General features: G+C 40.4%; 18 protein-coding genes and 2 pseudogenes. 3 read left to right on the top strand and 17 right to left on the bottom strand.

Features of this window, described 5'->3' with window-relative positions; translation table 11 throughout:
• The 16 genes and pseudogenes from B2Y23_RS13580 to B2Y23_RS13505 all read right to left on the bottom strand — a co-directional run.
• Positions 1-327 (bottom strand): zinc ribbon domain-containing protein YjdM (locus tag B2Y23_RS13580; RefSeq protein ID WP_291371389.1); only part of this gene is annotated, 327 nt, incomplete at its 3' end.
• 226 nt (positions 328-553) lie between these two features.
• Positions 554-643, bottom strand: a pseudogene (locus B2Y23_RS13575) (DUF488 family protein); the annotation flags it as partial.
• A gap of 7 nt (positions 644-650) precedes the next feature.
• Complete coding sequence (locus B2Y23_RS13570) at positions 651-1,103, bottom strand: SRPBCC family protein (protein ID WP_291371387.1); 453 nt, start codon at positions 1,101-1,103, stop codon at positions 651-653.
• Between the two features lie 206 nt (positions 1,104-1,309).
• Complete coding sequence (locus B2Y23_RS13565; protein WP_291356600.1) at positions 1,310-2,410, bottom strand: catalase family protein; 1,101 nt, start codon at positions 2,408-2,410, stop codon at positions 1,310-1,312.
• Positions 2,411-2,675: 265 nt separating this feature from the next.
• Complete coding sequence (locus B2Y23_RS13560) at positions 2,676-5,075, bottom strand: AI-2E family transporter (protein ID WP_291371385.1); 2,400 nt, start codon at positions 5,073-5,075, stop codon at positions 2,676-2,678.
• Positions 5,076-5,362: 287 nt separating this feature from the next.
• Complete coding sequence (locus B2Y23_RS13555) at positions 5,363-5,755, bottom strand: ribonuclease E inhibitor RraB (RefSeq protein ID WP_291371383.1); 393 nt, start codon at positions 5,753-5,755, stop codon at positions 5,363-5,365.
• Between the two features lie 151 nt (positions 5,756-5,906).
• Positions 5,907-6,860 (bottom strand): DUF4041 domain-containing protein, encoded by a 954-nt coding sequence (locus B2Y23_RS13550; protein ID WP_349679440.1) that lies wholly within the window; start codon positions 6,858-6,860, stop codon positions 5,907-5,909.
• A 227-nt stretch (positions 6,861-7,087) separates the two neighbouring features.
• Positions 7,088-7,753 (bottom strand): RluA family pseudouridine synthase, encoded by a 666-nt coding sequence (locus B2Y23_RS13545; RefSeq protein WP_291356728.1) that lies wholly within the window; start codon positions 7,751-7,753, stop codon positions 7,088-7,090.
• An 81-nt stretch (positions 7,754-7,834) separates the two neighbouring features.
• Complete coding sequence (locus tag B2Y23_RS13540; protein ID WP_291356608.1) at positions 7,835-8,281, bottom strand: hypothetical protein; 447 nt, start codon at positions 8,279-8,281, stop codon at positions 7,835-7,837.
• A 604-nt stretch (positions 8,282-8,885) separates the two neighbouring features.
• Positions 8,886-9,599 carry an SIMPL domain-containing protein gene (locus B2Y23_RS13535; RefSeq protein ID WP_291356610.1) on the bottom strand — a complete coding sequence of 238 codons (714 nt, stop codon included), beginning with the start codon at positions 9,597-9,599 and terminating at the stop codon, positions 8,886-8,888.
• A gap of 122 nt (positions 9,600-9,721) precedes the next feature.
• On the bottom strand, positions 9,722-9,973 hold the full coding sequence (locus B2Y23_RS13530; protein WP_291356612.1) for a DUF6868 family protein: 252 nt from the start codon (positions 9,971-9,973) through the stop codon (positions 9,722-9,724).
• A gap of 562 nt (positions 9,974-10,535) precedes the next feature.
• Positions 10,536-11,237, bottom strand: a complete 702-nt coding sequence (locus B2Y23_RS13525; protein ID WP_291371379.1) for a DUF1003 domain-containing protein — start codon at positions 11,235-11,237, stop codon at positions 10,536-10,538.
• Between the two features lie 272 nt (positions 11,238-11,509).
• Entirely contained in the window at positions 11,510-11,731 is a 222-nt protein-coding gene (locus B2Y23_RS13520; RefSeq protein WP_291371377.1) for a hypothetical protein, read from the bottom strand.
• A gap of 270 nt (positions 11,732-12,001) precedes the next feature.
• Complete coding sequence (locus B2Y23_RS13515; protein ID WP_291371375.1) at positions 12,002-12,208, bottom strand: hypothetical protein; 207 nt, start codon at positions 12,206-12,208, stop codon at positions 12,002-12,004.
• Between the two features lie 207 nt (positions 12,209-12,415).
• Positions 12,416-12,976, bottom strand: a complete 561-nt coding sequence (locus B2Y23_RS13510) for a DUF4126 domain-containing protein (RefSeq protein ID WP_291371373.1) — start codon at positions 12,974-12,976, stop codon at positions 12,416-12,418.
• A 120-nt stretch (positions 12,977-13,096) separates the two neighbouring features.
• The gene (locus B2Y23_RS13505; RefSeq protein WP_291356623.1) at positions 13,097-13,246 is read right to left on the bottom strand and encodes a zinc ribbon-containing protein; all 150 of its coding nucleotides are present in this window, start codon (positions 13,244-13,246) and stop codon (positions 13,097-13,099) included.
• Between the two features lie 316 nt (positions 13,247-13,562).
• On the opposite strand from B2Y23_RS13505, the gene B2Y23_RS13500 reads away from it, so the two are divergent.
• Positions 13,563-15,341 carry a retron Ec67 family RNA-directed DNA polymerase/endonuclease gene (locus tag B2Y23_RS13500; RefSeq protein WP_291371371.1) on the top strand — a complete coding sequence of 593 codons (1,779 nt, stop codon included), beginning with the start codon at positions 13,563-13,565 and terminating at the stop codon, positions 15,339-15,341.
• 59 nt (positions 15,342-15,400) lie between these two features.
• Here B2Y23_RS13500 and acnD read toward each other — a convergent pair whose 3' ends face one another.
• Positions 15,401-18,019, bottom strand: coding sequence for a Fe/S-dependent 2-methylisocitrate dehydratase AcnD (acnD, locus tag B2Y23_RS13495; protein WP_291371369.1), 2,619 nt, complete (start codon positions 18,017-18,019; stop codon positions 15,401-15,403).
• 856 nt (positions 18,020-18,875) lie between these two features.
• Between acnD and B2Y23_RS13490 the strand changes: the two genes are divergently transcribed.
• Together B2Y23_RS13490 and B2Y23_RS13485 are read left to right on the top strand one after the other, a co-directional pair.
• The gene (locus B2Y23_RS13490; protein WP_291371367.1) at positions 18,876-19,601 is read left to right on the top strand and encodes a YgfZ/GcvT domain-containing protein; all 726 of its coding nucleotides are present in this window, start codon (positions 18,876-18,878) and stop codon (positions 19,599-19,601) included.
• A gap of 273 nt (positions 19,602-19,874) precedes the next feature.
• Positions 19,875-20,151: pseudogene (locus B2Y23_RS13485) on the top strand (SEL1-like repeat protein); the annotation flags it as partial.

Here is a 20,151-nt window from a genome sequence, read left to right as displayed (position 1 = left end):
AAATTCAGATTTTAATTTCATTGCACCAAACCCATCAACTTTACAGTCAAGATCATGACCATCGCTTGAGTCAGCTAATAAACGAATGTTCTTCGCCTTGGTTCCTACTTTAATCACAGAAGAAGAACCTTTAATTTTCAAATCCTTAATCAGGGTAACGGTATCGCCATCAGCAAGCACATTTCCATTTGCGTCTTTAATCATCGCAGTTTGCTCAGTACTGCCTTCCCCCTCTTTCCATTCATGCGCGCATTCCGGGCAAATCAGCAAATCGCCATCTGCATAAGTATATTCTGAATTACATTTGGGGCAATTTGGCAAAGACATAAAAAACCTCAAAAATTCTACTATAACACTTTAGCAGCCAGTCTAATGCTAAAACCTTATTTAAATTATGGAATAAAACTACTCATCAGATAATTTTAGCTTTCTTCTAAAACCTGTTTGAGTACAATCACATGGTTATAGTCTTCACTTTTTGCCGCAGTGATGAGGCTGATTTTTTCCTGCTGGGTCATCTGCCGCATTTGCCGTAGAAACTCTGTCTATATTTAATACCTCTGGGCCACAGCCGATCGACCAAAATCCGTTTGCCGTCTGAAGGCAAAGCTTCTGCATAGACACGTTTGATTTGAATGTTCATCTCAAGGCTACTGATCTGGAATTTCCGGACTAACCAGTAAACTCAGCAGTTGCAAGGATTCCTGCCAGCCCAGATAACATGCTTCCACAGGAATCACGTCTGGAATACCGGACTGGGTAATGTGCAGCTCTGTTCCTACGGAAACTGCTTTTAATTGAATGGTCACTTCAATGTTTCCGGGTAAATTTGGATCATCAAACTGGTCGGAATAGCGCAACAATTGGTTTGGAATGATCTCATGATAAGTGCCACCAAAGGAGTGGCTAGACCCGGTAGAAAAATTACTAAAGGACATTTTATAAGTCCCACCGACTTTGGCATCCAGATGATGAACCTTGGCAGTAAAACCATGTGGCGCCATCCATTTGACCAAAGCATCCGGATCAATAAATGCCTTAAATACCCGTTCTGGCGGTGCGCTAAATACCCGATGCAGTTTTACTGTATTGCTTTCACTCATGTCGCGACCTCATGTTATTGTTATTTTAAAATTAGAGTGTATTGCTGTTAATTAATGACCATGCCTGGTTGTAGCCCAATATAAATCAGGATTTTCAAATTCTTGTTTTTCAGAAATCCATACATATTCGAAAATATTATAGATCCAAAACAGCTGCATTCAAGCAGGTTTTGTTTAGCCTAAACCTGAAATCCAGCTTTAGATATTTAATCCGGCATGTCATCAATATGATTCGGTTCTGTACGAGGCTGAGTGTTCATACAGTGCCGGAAACAGGATGAACGTTCATAGGCCTGCATACGTACACGCATAATAGAACCCAAAGGCTGGTGTTCCTTTACCCCATGCCAAGGATTAAATGACAGCACGTCATCTGAATAAACCCGACGTGCCGGACTAAACGTATTTTGCTGCGGAAAATGTAAAGTGCCAATAACTTGCTGCGGTGACTCCTCTTCATCCCACAACACAGCCGCATCTTCAACAGGCATACGGCCCAAATGGGTACAGAGCTGGGCGCGAATCACATAATCGGCAGCATTACGCCGGAAGAAATCCTGTACCAGATCCCGTATGCTGGAATCATCCTGAATTTGCATTTGCAAACCGGTCAACTGCTTTACCGATTCAGATTCAGGTGCCACACTCAATTTGGCAATATAATTGCCATAACGAAGAGCCGCCATAGTGTGATAGGTTTCTCCCAGTACATGATGCTGACTACGTGCCAGACCTTTTAAAGTGGCAGATGCTGGCAAGCCCGCACGATTAACTAGATGATCTACTCCACACATGACTCCGCGCAGGCCACGCATGACCAGTTCAGGCGCCCTTTCTGCTTCAGTGATAAAAGGCAGCATTTGCATATATTTGCGTACTGTCCCAAAAGCCAGCACCGGAATATTGACCATCAGGAAATCCTGATTTTTTCCATCACTTGGATCTTCTGGCAATAAGCGCTCCCCCGGTACATTCAAGATTTTAAGGGCAAAACCATGAGGCGCTGGGGTTTTATCACTGCGTAAATCTCCCGGAGCGGCAGACAGACGCACAATGACGTCATAATAACCAGGATGGGCAAAAATCCCCTGCGCCAGGTGATCTGGCAGGTTTTCCGGAATAGTCAAAATTCCTTTCAAAAAACCGTGAGATTTAGCATGTGCATCTCGAACCGCATGACGATGCTTGTCGAAAACCTTGCTATTGGTTTGCGCCATATGCTCTACAATATATTCAATATCTTCTTCTTCATTTTCCTGTTTTTGCTCTACCTCTGGACGATAAGTCACATAAGTATTGACTGGCATGCCGTGCTCCTTTTTCATTCTCTGAATAGGGATAAAATGTTTTAAAATTTATGTACTAATCTAGCAAGGAAGTTTGCTTTACAAGTTAATTTATTAGTTAACGCTTTGAGGGTCTTTGGTAAATACGACATGCGGACCTCGTGAAAGGCGCCTGACGTGAAAAATAGTGCAAATCAGAAATTGAAAAATTATTTAACTTTCTAAGTTTCCTGCTTATGCTTTGCCGGAAGATCACACTCATTTTCCAAGAGGATGAGTGTTGCTTTTAGCTCAAAACATCGTGAAGAGATTCACCCTGGGCCTGTTGCAACTTGACGATTTCCTCTAACTTTTGTGTTTGTGCCTTATCACTCGTCAGTGTTTGAATTAAATCATCTGCAAGCTGGTTTAATAACGCCAAATCATCTTCACTCATCTGCCGGACCTGTTTATCCAGAATACAGAAACTACCTAAGACCAGACCCTGTTTAGTGCGTAAAGGTACACCAGCATACGACTTGATTTTATTTCTGTTTAACTCCGGGTTATGCTTAAAACGCGGATCTCGGTCTATATCCTCAATAATGAGGGCCTCATTTTGATGGACTAAATGGGTACAAATGGATTCCTCGCGAGGAATTCCGGCCTCTATAGGATTTTGATTTTCATCTGCCAGCGGGCTGGCTGGGGTATTCACCCATGTTTCATCCACCAGGGAAATTTGCGCATATTTCACGTTAAATGCCTGACAGGCTTCTTCAATATACTGCTGATAAATCAGTAAAGTTTCAGGTTGAAGCAATTGCAGTTCATGCAAAGCCGCCAAGCGTTCCGGTTCATTTTCCGCAAGCAATTCACGTGCAGGGTTTTGACCTTGTTGTAGCATCAGCGCATCAATGCCCAACATCAATTCATTTACCGTGGAGACCACTGCATCCGGTTGAAAACGGTTTTGAATCTCGTCCCGTAATTCATCGCTGAGATTGCCCCAGGTGGCAAAAATAATTTTAATATTCGGCAGACGTTTACGGATGCGATGATTCAACAAGCGGATTTGTGCCAAAGGGTGCCGATGAAATATGGAAATGCAAAGTATCTGAGTATGTTCTGGTAAGGATTCAAGCACATCTATTTTGGATTGAATCAGGACTTCATTATGGCTTTGCACTGCAATTTTTCTTAAGCTTAAACCATGTGCCAACATGGAAGATGCCAATCCATCAATTTCCCAACGCGCGCCCAAGCACACCACTTGCACTGGATCAGCTGTCTGCGGAGCCGGATACTTTTGCTGGAAATCATGATTAAACAACTTCAAGCCTTGATGCATTCTTAAACGGTGCTCAGCAGTTGCTTCGGTATTATGTCCTTGTGAAAACAAACGCATGGCGGGGATGGCGACATCGTTATAAAAGGCATTTACCTTACGAATGACAACTTCTTCACTGGGCTTTTTCGGCAATTTTTGTTGAATATAATCCTGTGCAACCTCAAGAGCATCTTCTACTTCATCGGCAACCAAGCGTTGATAAAACCGTTCTGGTGGCGTCAGTGCCGGTTCGCTGCCAATCAGGGTTTTGATAAACCCCAATGCTGGAATATAGTGAGCCAATACCAGTAAACATGCCGTCAATGGTGTGGAGAGAATCAATCCAGCAGGCCCCCATAGCGTGGTCCAGAATGTTGCCGCAAGAATAATCGCCAAAGTGGAAAGACCGGTACTTTCACCATACAACCACGGTTCTATCACATTATTACTAATCAGCTCGAGTAATAAAATGAGCCCAATGGTCCAGAGCACCATATTCCAGCCCGGATCAACCGCAAATGCCAAGGTAATGGGAAATAAGGCCGAGATCATTGGCCCGACATAGGGTAAAAAGCGCATTCCTATCGCGACAATGCCCCACATAATCGCAGCGGGCACACCAATCAGCCATAAGCCCAAAGCCATAGGAATGCCGAAAGTGACATTCACCAGCAGCTGCATCCGCAAATAGGTTCCAATCCGATCTGCTGCATCATCCAGTGCATCTGTACCGACATTTAAATTGCCACCCAGCAATTTCAACAACCGGTCATGCAAGTCTTTGCGACTGAGTAAAATCAGCACCACAAACAGAAAAACAATACCTCCTGTGGCTAAGGGATGAAAGATTCTCTCACCCCACTGCATGACCGTTTCCGTAGTACTGGCTTCCTGCCCGACCACCTGTACCTGTTGCACCCCCTCGTTTTTTTCAACTGGAGCTACGTCCTCTATTGAACTTTCCACCGTGTCAATGGTTTTGATGGCACCGTCCCATACACTTGGCCCGGAAGTAAAGCTTTTTACCGAATTGAGTTTTTGTTTAATCGTGTCCTGATATTGCGGCAACTCCTGACTTAAATTCCCCAGCTGATAGCCCAGATAAGTTGCAGCGCCCCCTATGACACTTAAAGCAAACAGCACCACAAGTGCAATTGATGGCAGTTGCGGTAAGCCCCATTTTTTCAAGCGTGACACTAAAGGCTCAAGTAAAAATGCCAACAGCACCGACAGCGCCAAAGGAATCAGAATATCTTTTCCAAAATACAGGGCTAAAATAATCAGCGCAGCAATCACAAACCCCGCCATTATACGTAAAACATGCCTGGTCGGATCTTGATTATTTACAGGAGGTAATGGAGATTCTGAATTTAGCATTTTTTGCTCATTCACCTTAATATCCTTATTATTTTGATCCTTAATCTTATATTTAAAATTTTATGTGCTGAAATTCTATAGGGTTACTGTAATTAATGCCTATTCTGCTCATACTACTTTCAGTTCAAGCTGCTTATTTTTTTATTCTTTGCCAAATATCCGGCATTAAAAAACCCTAACGGTTTGCACTGTCAGGGTTTTATGGTATCTCATTGAACACAAGCAATTTTTAGCTAGCCTGAATGAATGATATATACCATTTTAAAAATACTCTTCACTAATTTGAATTAACTTTTTATTTCATCATTCCAATCTTCATCGTTGCTTTCATCTTCATAGACATAAGCCATACAACCCCAGCCATCATATTCACCCCCATATTGCGTAGCGATTTTAGTGAACCATTCTTCCAGATCGACAATATCTGAATATTCAGGTTCCATATACACATAAATAGTGATAATCCACTCGACCGTATCGGCTTCTTCATCTTCAAACAGACTGATTTTTTGTTCTTCTTTGAGCAAATAGAGTGCACATTTTTGTGCCTGTTCTTCAATCTGAAAAGCTATGGAAAATTCAATTTCATGCGCTTCAGTCAGGTCGTCGCCATCTTCAGCCATTTGCCAAAGCACATTACCATTTTCATCATCTGGAAATTGTTCAAAATCGCGTGTCATGGAGGGCTTCCTTATTGTAATTAGATACCAGCTATATCATGCAATACAGATTAGCTCAAGTTTGTTTCAGTTTATCGAATTAATCACGGTACTCGTACTCGCGACCAATATATTTTTCTATAAATTTATATTTTTCAACAGGTAAAATTTTCTAGCCTGCGATCTTCTGTCTCTGTAATTCACCTGTTTCAGCCTGTTGCTTTGCCTTGAACGCTAGAACCAGGGCGGCCAGTTTAAACTCTTCCAGGCGTAACTTTAAAAACGATTCATGAATTCGCGCATGACTGAACGCGACTCCATAATGATTGATCAGGATAAAGTCATCTTGCAGCGCCTGAATAAATTCTCCCACAGTGTCAGGGTCTAATTGCGATAAATACAGGTCAGCTTTGCTGTTAAACACCTGCGTAACCAAAGCGATGGCAGAAATTCTGCGATTTTCCTCGACATAATCACATTGGCCCACAGTATTTGCTGCAATAGCATTTTTGATTTTACGACGGACTTCTTTTAGCTGCTGCACGGCATGTATTTCATCATAGCCATCAATCAATTGATCCAAAAATTTTTGTGCAGGATATAAATACTGAATGCCATACCCATGAATCTTGTTTTCCAAGGCTTTCGAAATGGCTGCCAAGTTCTCTTGTTCAACTGCTTGGTTATAAAAAGCGCCCAAGCGTTCTCTGGCTTCAGCTTCCAGGTTAAGCCGGCTATTTTTTTCTAACTTTTTCAGATAAAGCCGGGTATTTTCAATCTCTGCCTTGATTTTTTCTAGCATAAACTCTGCTTCAATTTTAGTGGCTTCGACAAAGCTTTCGACCTGGCTTTTTCGCTCTGCAATATAATGTTCAGTATCTAAAACCTCTTGATATTGAGTAAGCTTTTCCACCCTGTTTTTTAAATTGCCAATCTCTATACGGTAAGTATTCAGCTGATGATGTAATGCATCATTTTGCTGTTCATGGTCTGCCAGATTATTTCGCGTGCGATCCAGATTCACCTGTAGCGATTCAAGGTTAAGTTGTTTGTTTCTTATTCGAATGATGGCCTGATACAGCAATCCCACCAAAACCATGGTGGTTAGGATATATAGATAAATCATTATAATTATTTTCCAAAAGAAATGTGACAAAGTAGTTATTATTAGGTTGTTTATCAATCACTAGAAAAAGGGATATTGGGTGCGAATGATCGCATTTTTTTATTATTTTAAGATTTCCATCATCATAAATCAGTTGGCTAACAAGAAGAAGAGATTCACCACACCATATATGTAACTTATTATTAAAATTAAGGAAAAATCAAAAAAATTAAATTTAAATGCCCAGATTAAAAAGGTACTGTGACCTTAATTTCAACCTCTGCTCCAGTTAAAGGCTGTTTAAAAGCCAGATAACTGGCATGTAAAGCCATACGCTTTAACGGGCTTTGCTGCGGTGCGGGATGATAGAGCTTGTCACCGGTAATCGGATGTCCGATATATTGCATATGTACCCGCAGCTGATGTGAACGCCCGGTAATCGGGGTCAGCAGTACCCGGGTGATATCGTCCGTTTCAGAATATTGCAAAGCCTGATACAGGGTCTGGGCAGGTTTTCCCAACTCAAAATGCACAATCTGACGAGGCCGGTTTTCCCAGTCGGTAATTAAGGGTACGTCAACCCTGCCCTCGGCTTCGAGTTTGCCTTGAACCAGCGCAATATAGTTTTTTTGTACCGTACGCGCCTGAAACATTTTACTGACAGCCACTTCTGCTTCACGGTGTTTGGCAAACATCAAAATACCCGAGGTTGCCATATCTAAACGGTGGGTAATTTTGGCATGCGGGTACTGTTCCAATACACGACAATAAGCACTGTCATGGTGTTCAGGCAAACGTCCCGGAACGGACAACAACCCGGCCGGTTTCTCAATGACCACCAGGTCTTCATCTTCATAGACAATAGCGAGCGGTTCCTGAGGCGGCATATACACGAAGTTGTCGTTGATGGGCATGGCACAATACGGCATCTGGGAGAATGGGCGCAAAATAACAATCTCTGTTACAGCTGTCAATGCTGCTAGGTCGCGCTAAAATTATGGCTGACCGGGTTTTTCCAGCGTGGTTTTATAGCTGTCTTTCAGGATGTCTAACTGGCCATTTAAAAAATGGTTTAGGTATGCTCTGGCCTGATCCAGACTGAGCTGTGTAAAAGCCACATAATCCTTGTTTTTTAAAGTGATGAGGCCAAAAAAATCCTTTTGCGGGGTGATAATTTCAATATCACTGTCCAGTTTAAATGCCAGCTGATCGGAAGCCGAATAGGCATTCAGGCTAAGGCGCAGGCATTGCTGGGTATCACTATCGGTTACGGTAAAGCTGGTAATGGCCCCGTTCATTTCCAGCTGCGAAACCAGTTGGCGACGCCAGTTAATTGCATCGAATTGGCTTAATATTTCTGAACTTTCAAATAATCCTAAAGCTTCAGCATCCTGCTCACTCAAGTGCTGCGGATGACGAATTTCCAATTCGTATTTTTTCATTGTTATTGGCTCATTTAAAATACTTGAATTTTATTCTAGCAAGAGTTTTTTCAGCCGACTATTTTGTTTGTTGATGGAAAATTAATTTATATCAATTGATAAGTATAATTTTAATGATGCAATGCACATTTAGTTGAATAAAATTTGATGCAGATTAAATAAAGGAAAAGAAAAAGAATTGTTATTTTTTATTGTTTGGAAAAATTTTTTAGGGGGTTAGGGAAAACATTGTGGTTTACTTCAACTATCATGCTTTGTAAGTCATGATCTTATAGCCTATAAACTTGTGATCTATAGCGTCCTAAGCCGAATCGAGACCTTGTGGGTAAGTACTGCACTGACGTTGTACGTAACTGGCAGCAATCTGCTCTTTTCGATCCCTTATCACACCCTTGAGACATATATTAGTTAAAGACGGCCGGGATTAATTTCCTCAGTTTTTTAATTTTTTATTAATTCTGGAAATTATTTTCTTTAAATGCAGGATGAAAAGAATTTTTTATCTTCCCGCTTAAAATAAAGATTTTTTATTGCATAAAAAACAGGATTACTGGAATTTGTCTTCAAATTAAATCCTATGCCTGCCTGTATTTTTTTGCTCGGTTTAATCGGCGAGATAATAGTCTACTGTGGACACCACACGAACTTTCTTTAAATACGGCGTATTACTGTCGCGATCTTCAATACTAAACAGCCCCTGATTGGCCGCCTTGATTTTTCCTAAACGGCTTTTAGAATCTGCAGCAAATTTTTCTGCCACACTGCGGGCATTTTGCGTCGCCTGCTCAATCATGGCCGGTTTAATATCATTTAACTTGGTAAATAAATATTCGGTGCGCTGACCCGCATCATCTCCGCCAAAGGCAATGCCCTTTTTACCCAAGGCCACCATACGACTTTGTGCAGCCCTGACTGCATCTATTTTATGAGTATAGACAGTAATGGTTTGATGTGCAGTATAACGCAGTGCCACATTGGCATCGCCGCCATATTGCTGCGCGTATTTATCGGTCGTGACTGGAGCTGCCGTGGTAATTTCCTGCGCAGTAAAACCCTCGGCTTTTAAAAATGCCTGAATTTGCTGGGTGTGTATTTCCATCGTGTCATAGAGCTGGGTCAGGTCCTGACTGGCCGAGCTAAAACGAATCGGCCATACCGCCACATCGGCTTTTACTTCACGTTCAGATAATCCTTTGACCGAAACTATACGTTCATATTGTTTAATTTTGACCGCACTACTGCCCAGAATCCATCCTGCAATAATCATCCCCAAACAAATAAAAACACCTAAAATCAGTGCAGGTTTGAATTGATTCATGCTCCCCGAACTCCTTTTTTGCTTGTTTTTCTATTCGGTTTGTCGTGTTTTTATCCGCTTAAAAACTGCTGTTTAAAGATGATCTAGCCACATACTCTGTGTTTTAAATTATTCGATCCGGCTTAGGATGTGTGGATGAGATAGAGGGCCAGAAACGGCACCACATTCAGCAATAAAATGCCAATCTTATACACTGCCATGCCTGCATAATGAATGGCATCAAAGGTCGGATCGGAAAGTTGGAACCATTTGCCATGTACCTGTTTCATCCATTGACGGGCAAAAATAAAGACCAAAAACCAGATCATTAATATGATGTAATTAATAAGTAAGGAACAAAGAAAAAAACGACTCCAAAAATCATAATTCGACATTTTTATTGACCGCCTGGGTACTTGCTTATGATTTCTAAATTAGCAGATTTAATAAACTAAAATGAACAACTGATTTGTATCAGGTTTTTTGAATGTAATTTCAATATAATCAATTTGATTTTTAATAATTTTTTAATAGGTTTATTTACTGGAGAATTTTTTAAGGGGATGAGGGAAAACATCTATGGTTTACTTCAACCATTATAACTTTGTAAGTTATAACCCTGTGCCTATAAATTGGTAATCTATAGCGTCCTAAGCCGAATCAAGACCTTGTGGGTAAGTACTACACTGGCGTTATACGCAACTGGCAGCAAGCTACTCTTTTCGATCCCTATCACCCTTGAGATATAGAATAGCCAATCTGCTGCGGGATTAATTTCCGAAGATATTTTAATTTTGATCATTTTCAGAATTTTTTCCCGCTTAATCTAAATTTATAAAAATATTTCCCAATTTAAGACAAAAGATTGCTTTTTATTGCGTTAAAGCCGCCTAGATTGCAATTTTTTCTCCGCACTCCTGGATTGCAGTATTGAAAATTAGCTACGTTCATCGACTGCTATTTTTTCTTGGTCATTTCCGATAGTAAATCCAGTTGTATTTCCTGAATTTTTGCCAGACGATCCCACTGATGCATTAAAAGATGATCAAGTTTCTCATGTAAATGTCGAATCTCCAGTTCTGCTTTTAAGTTGACCTGATAATCATTTTGCGAACGCAAACGGTCTTTGGCTTCCTGTCGGTTTTGGCTCATCATGATGACCGGCGCTTGAATGGCTGCCAGACAGGACAACATTAAATTCAATAAAATAAATGGATATGGATCGGCAGGATGTTTCACCATTACCACAGTATTGACCAAAATCCACAGGGCCAGGAAAATGGCAAAGCAGATCAAAAAGGTCCAGCTACCGCCAAAACTTGCAATTTTATCGGCCAGTTTTTCTCCAAAAGTCCAATTCTGGTCGAGCTTGTTCTCTATGTTTTTGCTGATCAGCTCATGTTGTTGCATACTGTTCAACACTTCATATTCCAGATCAGTGACTTCACCTTGTTCAGATTTCAATATGGACTGCACATACTGCATACGGTATTTGGTTAAATCGGCTCGGCAGATAAATTCGCCAGCTGACCAACCTGGAAAATCCTTGGCAATTTCCTCTGTAATGACTTTACGAATGGTTCCGATCGGAATCAGGCTTTTTTTAGGAAAGCTTTTCTTGCAGACCATGCATGTTTGACATTCTGTTCTTCCGTTCATACCCCATACCCTCTGTTAAATCGATGATGCAATACCTGCGAAGTGATGATAATTTCCAAGCTCAAATGGACGCTTACAGCTGATCATTATTTTGGCAGGCAAAGCTTAGTTTTAAATTAATTCCCTTAATCTTTTTAGACTCATTTTAAGGCAACAGTATGCCAAGCTTAAAAATAAGGCTGCCGAATCACATCTAACCAAAAAAGCTAAACCATTATTGCTTAACTCATCAACCAAGTTTAATCAAAAACTACAGCTAAATTCCCAGCCATTTATCGAACATACAACTGTTTAACATTTTGATTGATATAGGCATTTAAACCATCGCCATACTCGGCCAGCTGTTTCATGTTTTCGACATGCTGATAACCGGCACTGCTATAGCTGTAAGTATAGACTTTCGAGGTTTTCTTGAATTGCACGCGAATAAACTCGTTACCAATCTCGTAATTGGCCAAACCAGAGTCGTGGTTCAGATCAAGATAATGTTGCAATTGCACTGTCCCAAATACATTGAATCTAGTGTTTTAGATGGAGGTTTATTGGTTAATTTTCAACCATTTTTAATGATAAAATTCTAGCGTAATGGGGCCTTATGTGAATCCTTAAACGTTGAATTCTGTCGGATGCAAAATTGCTATATTTTCCGATATTTATGCAAAACTTTATGCTTGATTAAAATCTTCATTTTCAACAGTCAAATCAATAAGCAATCCAATAAAAAACTCCACCAATCCGGCAGAGTTTCCGATTTTAGATTTGAGTTATTCCGTACAGCACTTACTACAACCTTCCACCTTTTCTGTTGGCCAGTTCATTCTTGCGCGTTTATAAGCCAGCTCGGAATTTGCGAAATAGCCAATCAAAATCTGGTCATCGCTTTTTGGCAGGTCTTCGCAGCCCAGTGTGGCATTGTGTATATAATGTATGTCCTTAGCTGCAGGTTGTTCATCTACAATAAATTTGATCATTGATAGTTCCCCGAATAATTTTTATAAAGTCGAACCATAAATAACCCCATATAAAAATTATGGATTTAATTCCATAATATAATTATGCCTTTATTGGGTAAAAATCAACCATTTTTAAAACAAATTTTAGCGATTCATTTTTAAAAATATTTTCAAAAAATTACCTCAGGAATATCCAGGAAAGGAAAATTTATAAAGGGGAACTGCTTATGTTATTTCTTTTTTTAAACGTAGCCAACTCACTAACCATACCAATGCAATCAAGCCAACAATCACCACCAATACGGGAACGATAAACGACAAAACAGATAGCATTAACGCACCGATCCACTCCCCTGTAGATACCACAGGATTGGCAATTCCACCTGTCGTTGCAGTAGAAACCCCACGAACAGCCACCGTACTTAACTGAACTGCACTTGCGGTACCGCCACCGACAATAATCGCTGCCGCCCAGCTGGCAAACTGTGACATTTCACCGCTGCTGGCGGCCATAGTCGCGAGCGTGCCTGCAATCATGGCGGCAGGTGTAGACACCGTATCCAAAACATTGTCGACCCAAGGAATATAATAGGCTGCAATTTCGCACACGGTTGCTATACCAAGCGCCAAACACACCGCAGGCAGCGCCAGCCATTCAAAGCCTTGCATCGGTTCAAACCAGCCCATAAGGGATGCGATACTCATCACCAGCAAAGGTACAAATACGCGAAAACCACAGGCAGCGCTAAGGCCAATGCCGATACATAATCCCAAGATTGTTTCCATACGCATTTCCTTTTTTGGGTTTAATTTATGTGGGCGCTCTAAAATGAAAGTAACAAAAAAGCCCTATGGATGAATAGGGCTTTTGTTCAAAACAGAGGATAACTGTTTTATGGGTGCTGCTTAGGCAATCGCAATTTTATTGTTAAATTGATTGCCAAGGCATTTGGTACACGGTGGTAAACGATCAGTACCAATTTCTAAGTAGACGCGGTGTCCGCATTTGACACAAAAATAGAAGCCTGTTCCGGGTTTTTCGCCAGCAGTAACCATTTTTGTTCTCCATGGGTTTTAGAAATGGTGAACCTAGTATAACTTGGCTGTGATGATTGTCTATTGTCCATTTTTGTAAATGATGATGTCGTTTGGGCGAACCTTTATATCAAATAAAAAAATCTATCGATAAGTGTTTATAAAATAAAGTTATTATGTATAATACATCGCCCTTTGGGAAGATTTTTAGATTGCGTATCGCAGTCTGTTTTGAAAATGTGAGAGGCGTATTGTCCAATGCTTGCCGATACTATACTTTGTGCTGAACAGTTGGCTCTGCTGTACTGTGACCATATGAGTTCCCAAGGGGCATCCATTGGATAATTTGTTTTTATTGAAAACATGTCAAACACAAAAAGATTTTGCTAGCTTACTAGGTTATTCTGAAAAAGAATTTACTCGTATATTGTTTAGCCAACCAATTCAAAATAAATATAAAAGTTTTGAAATACCTAAAAAAAATGGAAATAAGCGTAATATTTTAGCTCCAGTTCCTGACCTTAAAATCTTACAGACTCGCTTATCTATACTTTTAACTCACTGTTATGATGAACTAGAACACAAAAGATTATCTAAGTCTTCGTACGTACAATGTATTAGTTCACATGGTTTTAGAAAAAAAATACTAGTTGAGATACCTATCTCAAAAAAATCTCGCACATCTTTTGAATCAAAAGTTATAAATTTCGGTATATATAGTAACGCTAAAAAGCATGTTGGAAAAAATCTTGTTTTAAATATAGATTTAAAAGACTTTTTTCAAAGTATTACTTTTTCTAGGATTATCGGCTTTTTTACAAAAAATAAGCATTTTCAATTAAATTTTGATATTGCTCTATTAATTGCACAAATTGCTACTTACCGTCCAAATCAGTTAAAAGAAGGCTTCTTACCACAAGGTAGTCCTTGCTCGCCAATTATCAGCAATTTAATTGGCAATATTCTCGATATTAAAATGGTTAAACTAGCAAGAAAATATAAATTCACATACACAAGATATGTTGATGATTTAACCCTTTCAACCAATTTACCTCAATTTTCTGAGGAAATAATTAAATTAGATGGTAAAAGTTGGGTAATCGGTTCTACTTTAAAAAATGCAATTAATAGTAGTAAATTTGAAGTTAACCCTCAAAAGACAAGATTAACTAATAAATATAATAGGCAAGAAGTTACAGGTTTAACAGTTAATAGAAAAGTTAATATCAGCAAAGAATATTATCGCTATACAAGGTCTATGGTTCAAAGTTTTTGTGCTGAAGGTCATTTTTTCAAATCCAAAGTTCACATGGATACAGATAAAACTACTAGAGAAGCTTTAAATGGAATTTTAAGTCATATTTTTCAAATAAAAAATAAACAACAAATTGAGTTTAATAATCAAACTAGAAACTTTGATGAATTGCAGAGTACTGAAAAGCTCTATACTAAATTCCTCTTTCATCATTACTTTGTTCATCCACAAAGAATGATTCTTGTTGGTGAGGGTTATACAGATCCCCTTCATCTAAAATTGGCTTGTCATAAGTTGTATCCTAATTCACTAAATTTTTTAAAATTTTCTTCATTACAGCAAACCAAAAGATTTTCTAAAATTATGGGATATCAGGGTGGAACTGGATTACTCAACAAATTTTTAAAGAATTACAAACTAATTTATCAAGCTAAAAATATTAGTTTGAAACCTTGCTTAATAATTGTCGATGGAGACACGGCTGGAAATGATGTAATTAAGCTTGCTAAAAGTGAATTCAAAGAAACTATTAAATTAATTAATAAATCATTATTAACTACATCTTCAACATTAAAATTTTTTCATGTTTTCGAAAATTTATATTTAATTCAATTACCAGAAAACAAAGTAATTGAAGATTTTTACGATAGTAGTATTACAGGTTCTTGTATTGGTACACGCACTTACAATCCATCAAATAAAAAGTTTGATTTAGATAAATATTATGGGAAAAAAGAACTTTTTGAGAAAATAATATTCGCTAATCAAAATACCATTAATTTTTCAGAATTTGATTTAATATTCAATACTATTTTTCATATACAACTTTATCACTATATTTATAATAATCTGAAAACATAAAACCCCACATCAATGCAGGGTCTTATATAGTATAAGTAAATTGCTTTCAGCTTAAATCATCAAGCCACATTCCCTTCCAGGAAGTCCTGTGCAAAGCGTTGTAATACCCCACCCGCTTCATAAACAGAAACTTCTTCTTCGGTATCCAAACGGCAGGTTACAGGAACTTCAATAATCTGATTCTTACCATCATCAGTCGAACGCTCAATCACTAAAGTTAAAGTCGAACGTGGCGCAATATTACCCATCACGCTATACAGCTCCGTACCATCCAGCTTTAATGTTTTGCGGTCTGTACCCGGTTTAAACTCAAGCGGTAAAACACCCATACCCACCAAGTTGGTACGGTGTATACGCTCAAAACCTTCAGCAACAATGGCTTCCACACCGGCAAGACGTACACCTTTCGCAGCCCAGTCACGGCTTGAACCCTGACCATAATCTTTACCTGCAATCACAATCAAAGGCTGCTTACGGTTCATGTAGGTTTCAATCGCTTCCCACATACGCATTACTTCACCTTCCGGTTCCACACGCGCTTTCGAACCCTGCTTGATGGTACCGTCGGAACGAACCACCATTTCATTAAAAAGTTTCGGGTTCGCCAAAGTTGCACGCTGTGCAGTTAAGTGGTCACCGCGATGGGTTGCGTAAGAGTTGAAGTCTTCCTCGGGTACGCCCATTTTCGCCAAATATTCACCAGATGCACTATCCAGCACAATCGCATTCGATGGCGATAAATGGTCGGTGGTGATGTTGTCACCTAAAATCGCAAGCGGGCGCATATTGCTTAAAGTACGCGGCGCAGCCAATGCCCCTTCCCAATATGGCGGACGGCGGATATACGTACTTTGCGGACGCCAGTCATACAATGGGCTTACCGATTTTTCTCGCTCGCCCAAATCAAACATTGGAATGTAGACTTTCTTGAACTGTTCCGGCTTCACCGACACTTTCACCAAAGCATCAATTTCTTCATCCGATGGCCAGATGTCTTTGAGGTAAATCGGATTGCCGTCTTTATCATTGCCGAGTGAATCTTTTTCGATGTCAAAACGGATGGTACCGGCAATCGCATAAGCCACGACTAACGGTGGAGAAGCCAAGAAGGCCTGTTTTGCATAAGGATGGATACGACCGTCAAAGTTACGGTTACCTGAAAGTACTGCTGTTGCATACAGGTCACGATCAATAATTTCTTGCTGAATTTTCGGATCGAGTGCACCCGACATGCCGTTACAAGTCGTACATGCATAAGCGACAATACCAAAACCGAGTTTTTCCAGATCGTGCAATACGCCTGCTTCTTCAAGATATAACGCTGCTGCTTTAGAACCCGGTGCAAAAGATGATTTCACCCAAGGTTTACGCACTAGACCTAATTCATTGGCTTTACGTGCCAACAAACCTGCCGCCACGGTATTACGCGGGTTAGAAGTATTGGTACAAGAGGTAATAGCCGCGATAATCACCGCGCCATCTGGCATTAAGCCTTCCGCTTCTTGTGCACGAGCTGCTTCTAAATTACCGGCAATACCTTTTTCTTTTAAATCGCTTGTTGATACGCGTGCATGCGGGTTCGATGGCCCAGCGATGTTACGTGTTACAGTCGACAGGTCAAAACGCAGTACACGCGGATATTCCGCCTGTGTCATGTCTGATGCCCAAAGACCAATTTCTTTGGCATATTGTTCAACCAGTTTCACCTGATCCGCTTCACGACCGGTTAAAGTCAGATAATCAATGGTGTTCTGGTCGATATAGAACATTGCCGCCGTTGCGCCATATTCAGGCGTCATGTTGGAAATCGTGGCACGATCCCCCACCGACATGCTGTCAGCACCTTCGCCGAAGAATTCTAAATATGCCCCTACCACACGCTCTTTACGCAGGAACTCGGTCAATGCCAACACGATATCGGTTGCGGTAATGCCCGGCTTGCGCTGACCCACCAGTTCCACACCAATGATGTCCGGCAGACGCATCCACGATGCACGGCCCAGCATCACGTTTTCAGCTTCCAAGCCACCGACACCAATCGAGATCACGCCCAACGCATCGGTATGCGGGGTATGCGAATCTGTTCCTACGCAAGTATCCGGATATGCCAGACCATCACGGTTTTGAATTACCGGAGACATTTTCTCCAGGTTGATCTGGTGCATGATGCCGTTGCCCGCAGGAATCACATCGACATTTTCAAACGCGGTTTTGGTCCATTCAATGAAGTGAAAACGATCTTCATTACGACGGTCTTCCACGGCACGGTTTTTCTCAAATGCATCCGGGTCAAAACCGCCGTATTCCACCGCCAATGAATGGTCGACAATCAGCTGTGTAGGAACAACCGGATTGACTTTAGACGGGTCACCGCCCTGGTCGGCAATGGCATCACGCAAACCGGCAAGATCCACCAGTGCCGTTTGTCCCAAAATGTCATGACACACCACACGTGCCGGATACCAAGGAAAATCATGCTCTTGCTTACGCTCAATCAGCTGCTTTAAAGACTGTTCCAAAATGGCAGGATCGCAACGGCGTACCAGCTGCTCGGCAAGCACTTTTGAAGTATAGGGAAGTTTTGCATATGCGCCTGGCTGAATATCTTCTACAGCTTGACGTACGTCATAATATTCGAGCTGGGTACCCTGCAGCGGTTTATGGTAGTTGTTGTTCATAGCTTACCTGCCTCTTGAATCATTTTTCTTTACTACGTAATTGTTGTTAACGAGTCACAATCATTTCAACGGCATAGTACACTGCCGAAAACCCATTTCCCAAATCTTTTATATTTCATAGACTTATATATAAAAATAGGTGTTTTAGTAATATATTGTTACATAATCTTTGGGATATTTGCTCTAATCGCGCTTTTTTTAGAAAAATAGCAGGAAATATGCCTCATTCTTTAGTATTAGATGCGCATAAGCGAATAAAAAACAACCTCCCACTGTTCTAATTATGTTGAGGTTATGGGCGCTTGCCATCAATTAATAAATTACGTTTTTCCAAACACTCATCCAGCAAAGTTTAAGCATTATAAATTACATAAACCTTCACTATAACTTATTATATTTACTAAATATTTTATAATTTTCTTATGTTTTAGTGAGTGAGACTCTCATATAATCAAGCCATTCTTAAGAATCTATATTTTATTCGATAAAAAAAATCTCATCACAAAAATAATCAAAGAAGGTGAAATAAAATGTTGCAAATAGCCATTATTGGAGTCATCACTGCGGTTTTAGCAGTACTGATATCCAGTTGGTATGGAAGTCAACATCCATCCAACCCGTCGCAGCCATCCAACCCAGCGCCGCCATCCAATCCGTCACATCCTGCTCACCCATCACTTCCATTGTGGTGACAAGTTTGATTGTAGTACTCCACCACCGGCTCATCACTAAAATTAAGCCCTTCTCTTTTAATACTGCAAGCCTATAGCAATATGGGCTTTTTGTTTGCCTATCTGCCCGGCATGCTGCAAAATATCTGTATTAATGATTTGTGAAATATAACCAGAGGCTAGTCATGTCAACGTCTACTGCTTTTACATTATTCACTTTAAATGGTGTGGATGCGCAAAAATTTCTTCAGGGCCAAGTGACTTTAAATGCGGAAGCATTAGCCGAAAACCTGACTCGCTATACCGCGATCTGTAGCTTAAAAGGACGTATTCTGTTTGGTTTATGGCTGAAAAAAATCAATCCGGAAAGTTTTGAAATTGTGGTCACTAACGACCAAGCCGAAGAATTTGCCAAGCACATTAAAAAGTTCGGCGCTTTTTCAAAAATGAAACTGGAACAGGTTGGCCCGGTTTATCCAGTTATCAATGATATCCAGACTGATTTTTTTGAAACTGAAACGGATATTATCCTTTGGCAACAGCAAGCCATTGCCTCAGGTCAGGCCTGGATTCAGGCAGCTACTGCGACCCTGTTCCAGCCACAGGAATTGCGTCTGCATCACCGTGAAGGCATTCACTATGACAAAGGCTGTTATCTGGGTCCCGAAGTGATTGCACGTTTATGGTTTAAAGCTAAGCCAAAACACTGGTTGCATTTGATTCAAGGTACAGGTGAAGCACCTGCTGTTGCGACCAAGCTGCACAATGACATCGAAGTGGTCAATAGTATTGGTACAGATCAGGGTTATCAGGCTTTAGTGGTTGCCAAACCTGAAGCATTGGCTGAGCTGGATGTACAAGTTCTTGAATTGCCTGAAGCTTTAAGTGGTGATGTGGCACGTCCACAATAACTAACTTTTCTCTTGATGCAAAAGCCAGAATTCAATTCTGGCTTTTTTATTTTTATTAGGCTAAACAATTAAATAGACAAAGATTGACTAAATAAAACACACCTTAAACCGAGCACGCTTTTATTGATTCATCTCCTCTATGATTCTCAAATAATTTGTAATTAGTCACATATTCAGTATTTACAAACCCTGAAATCGTCTTATGATGTAGATGAAAACGACAAAAATCGCACCATGGAATTAGGTGTTAGAAAAATTAAGGTTATCGGAACAATGAAAAAATTAGTACTTGCTGCAATTCTTGCTGTGTCCAGCCAATTTGCCCTCGCAACCACTTCAAATGCCCCAGTTGATCCTCAATTTGCCAAAATTGAAGAGATGGTGAATGCTAAGAATTTCAAGGGTGCCTACGATGCTTTAAGCAAATTGGCCAGCCAGGGAAATGCACAAGCCATATATAACTTAGGCTATTTAACGCAAACTGGCCAAGGCACGGCCAAGGATGAAAAAAAGGCCATCCAACTATATGAACAGGCTGCCAGCAAAGGTT

Source organism: Acinetobacter sp. UBA5934, from assembly GCF_002430855.1.
GTDB lineage: Bacteria > Pseudomonadota > Gammaproteobacteria > Pseudomonadales > Moraxellaceae > Acinetobacter.
Note: the sequence above shows the minus strand (reverse complement) of the source record. Positions and strands in the feature narration are given on the sequence as shown.

What these genes read in the sequence shown, in the direction of transcription:
- B2Y23_RS13555 (WP_291371383.1), bottom strand. Translation starts at nt 5,755, where the DNA reads ATGACACGCGATTTTGAACAATTTCCAGATGATGAAAATGGTAATGTG.
- B2Y23_RS13570 (WP_291371387.1), bottom strand. Translation starts at nt 1,103, where the DNA reads ATGAGTGAAAGCAATACAGTAAAACTGCATCGGGTATTTAGCGCACCG.
- B2Y23_RS13530 (WP_291356612.1), bottom strand. Translation starts at nt 9,973, where the DNA reads ATGTCGAATTATGATTTTTGGAGTCGTTTTTTTCTTTGTTCCTTACTT.
- B2Y23_RS13490 (WP_291371367.1), top strand. Translation starts at nt 18,876, where the DNA reads ATGTCAACGTCTACTGCTTTTACATTATTCACTTTAAATGGTGTGGAT.
- B2Y23_RS13550 (WP_349679440.1), bottom strand. Translation starts at nt 6,860, where the DNA reads ATGATTTATCTATATATCCTAACCACCATGGTTTTGGTGGGATTGCTG.
- B2Y23_RS13515 (WP_291371375.1), bottom strand. Translation starts at nt 12,208, where the DNA reads ATGATCAAATTTATTGTAGATGAACAACCTGCAGCTAAGGACATACAT.
- B2Y23_RS13510 (WP_291371373.1), bottom strand. Translation starts at nt 12,976, where the DNA reads ATGGAAACAATCTTGGGATTATGTATCGGCATTGGCCTTAGCGCTGCC.
- B2Y23_RS13545 (WP_291356728.1), bottom strand. Translation starts at nt 7,753, where the DNA reads ATGCCCATCAACGACAACTTCGTGTATATGCCGCCTCAGGAACCGCTC.
- B2Y23_RS13560 (WP_291371385.1), bottom strand. Translation starts at nt 5,075, where the DNA reads ATGCTAAATTCAGAATCTCCATTACCTCCTGTAAATAATCAAGATCCG.
- B2Y23_RS13565 (WP_291356600.1), bottom strand. Translation starts at nt 2,410, where the DNA reads ATGCCAGTCAATACTTATGTGACTTATCGTCCAGAGGTAGAGCAAAAA.
- acnD (WP_291371369.1), bottom strand. Translation starts at nt 18,019, where the DNA reads ATGAACAACAACTACCATAAACCGCTGCAGGGTACCCAGCTCGAATAT.
- B2Y23_RS13540 (WP_291356608.1), bottom strand. Translation starts at nt 8,281, where the DNA reads ATGAAAAAATACGAATTGGAAATTCGTCATCCGCAGCACTTGAGTGAG.
- B2Y23_RS13525 (WP_291371379.1), bottom strand. Translation starts at nt 11,237, where the DNA reads ATGAACGGAAGAACAGAATGTCAAACATGCATGGTCTGCAAGAAAAGC.
- B2Y23_RS13535 (WP_291356610.1), bottom strand. Translation starts at nt 9,599, where the DNA reads ATGAATCAATTCAAACCTGCACTGATTTTAGGTGTTTTTATTTGTTTG.
- B2Y23_RS13505 (WP_291356623.1), bottom strand. Translation starts at nt 13,246, where the DNA reads ATGGTTACTGCTGGCGAAAAACCCGGAACAGGCTTCTATTTTTGTGTC.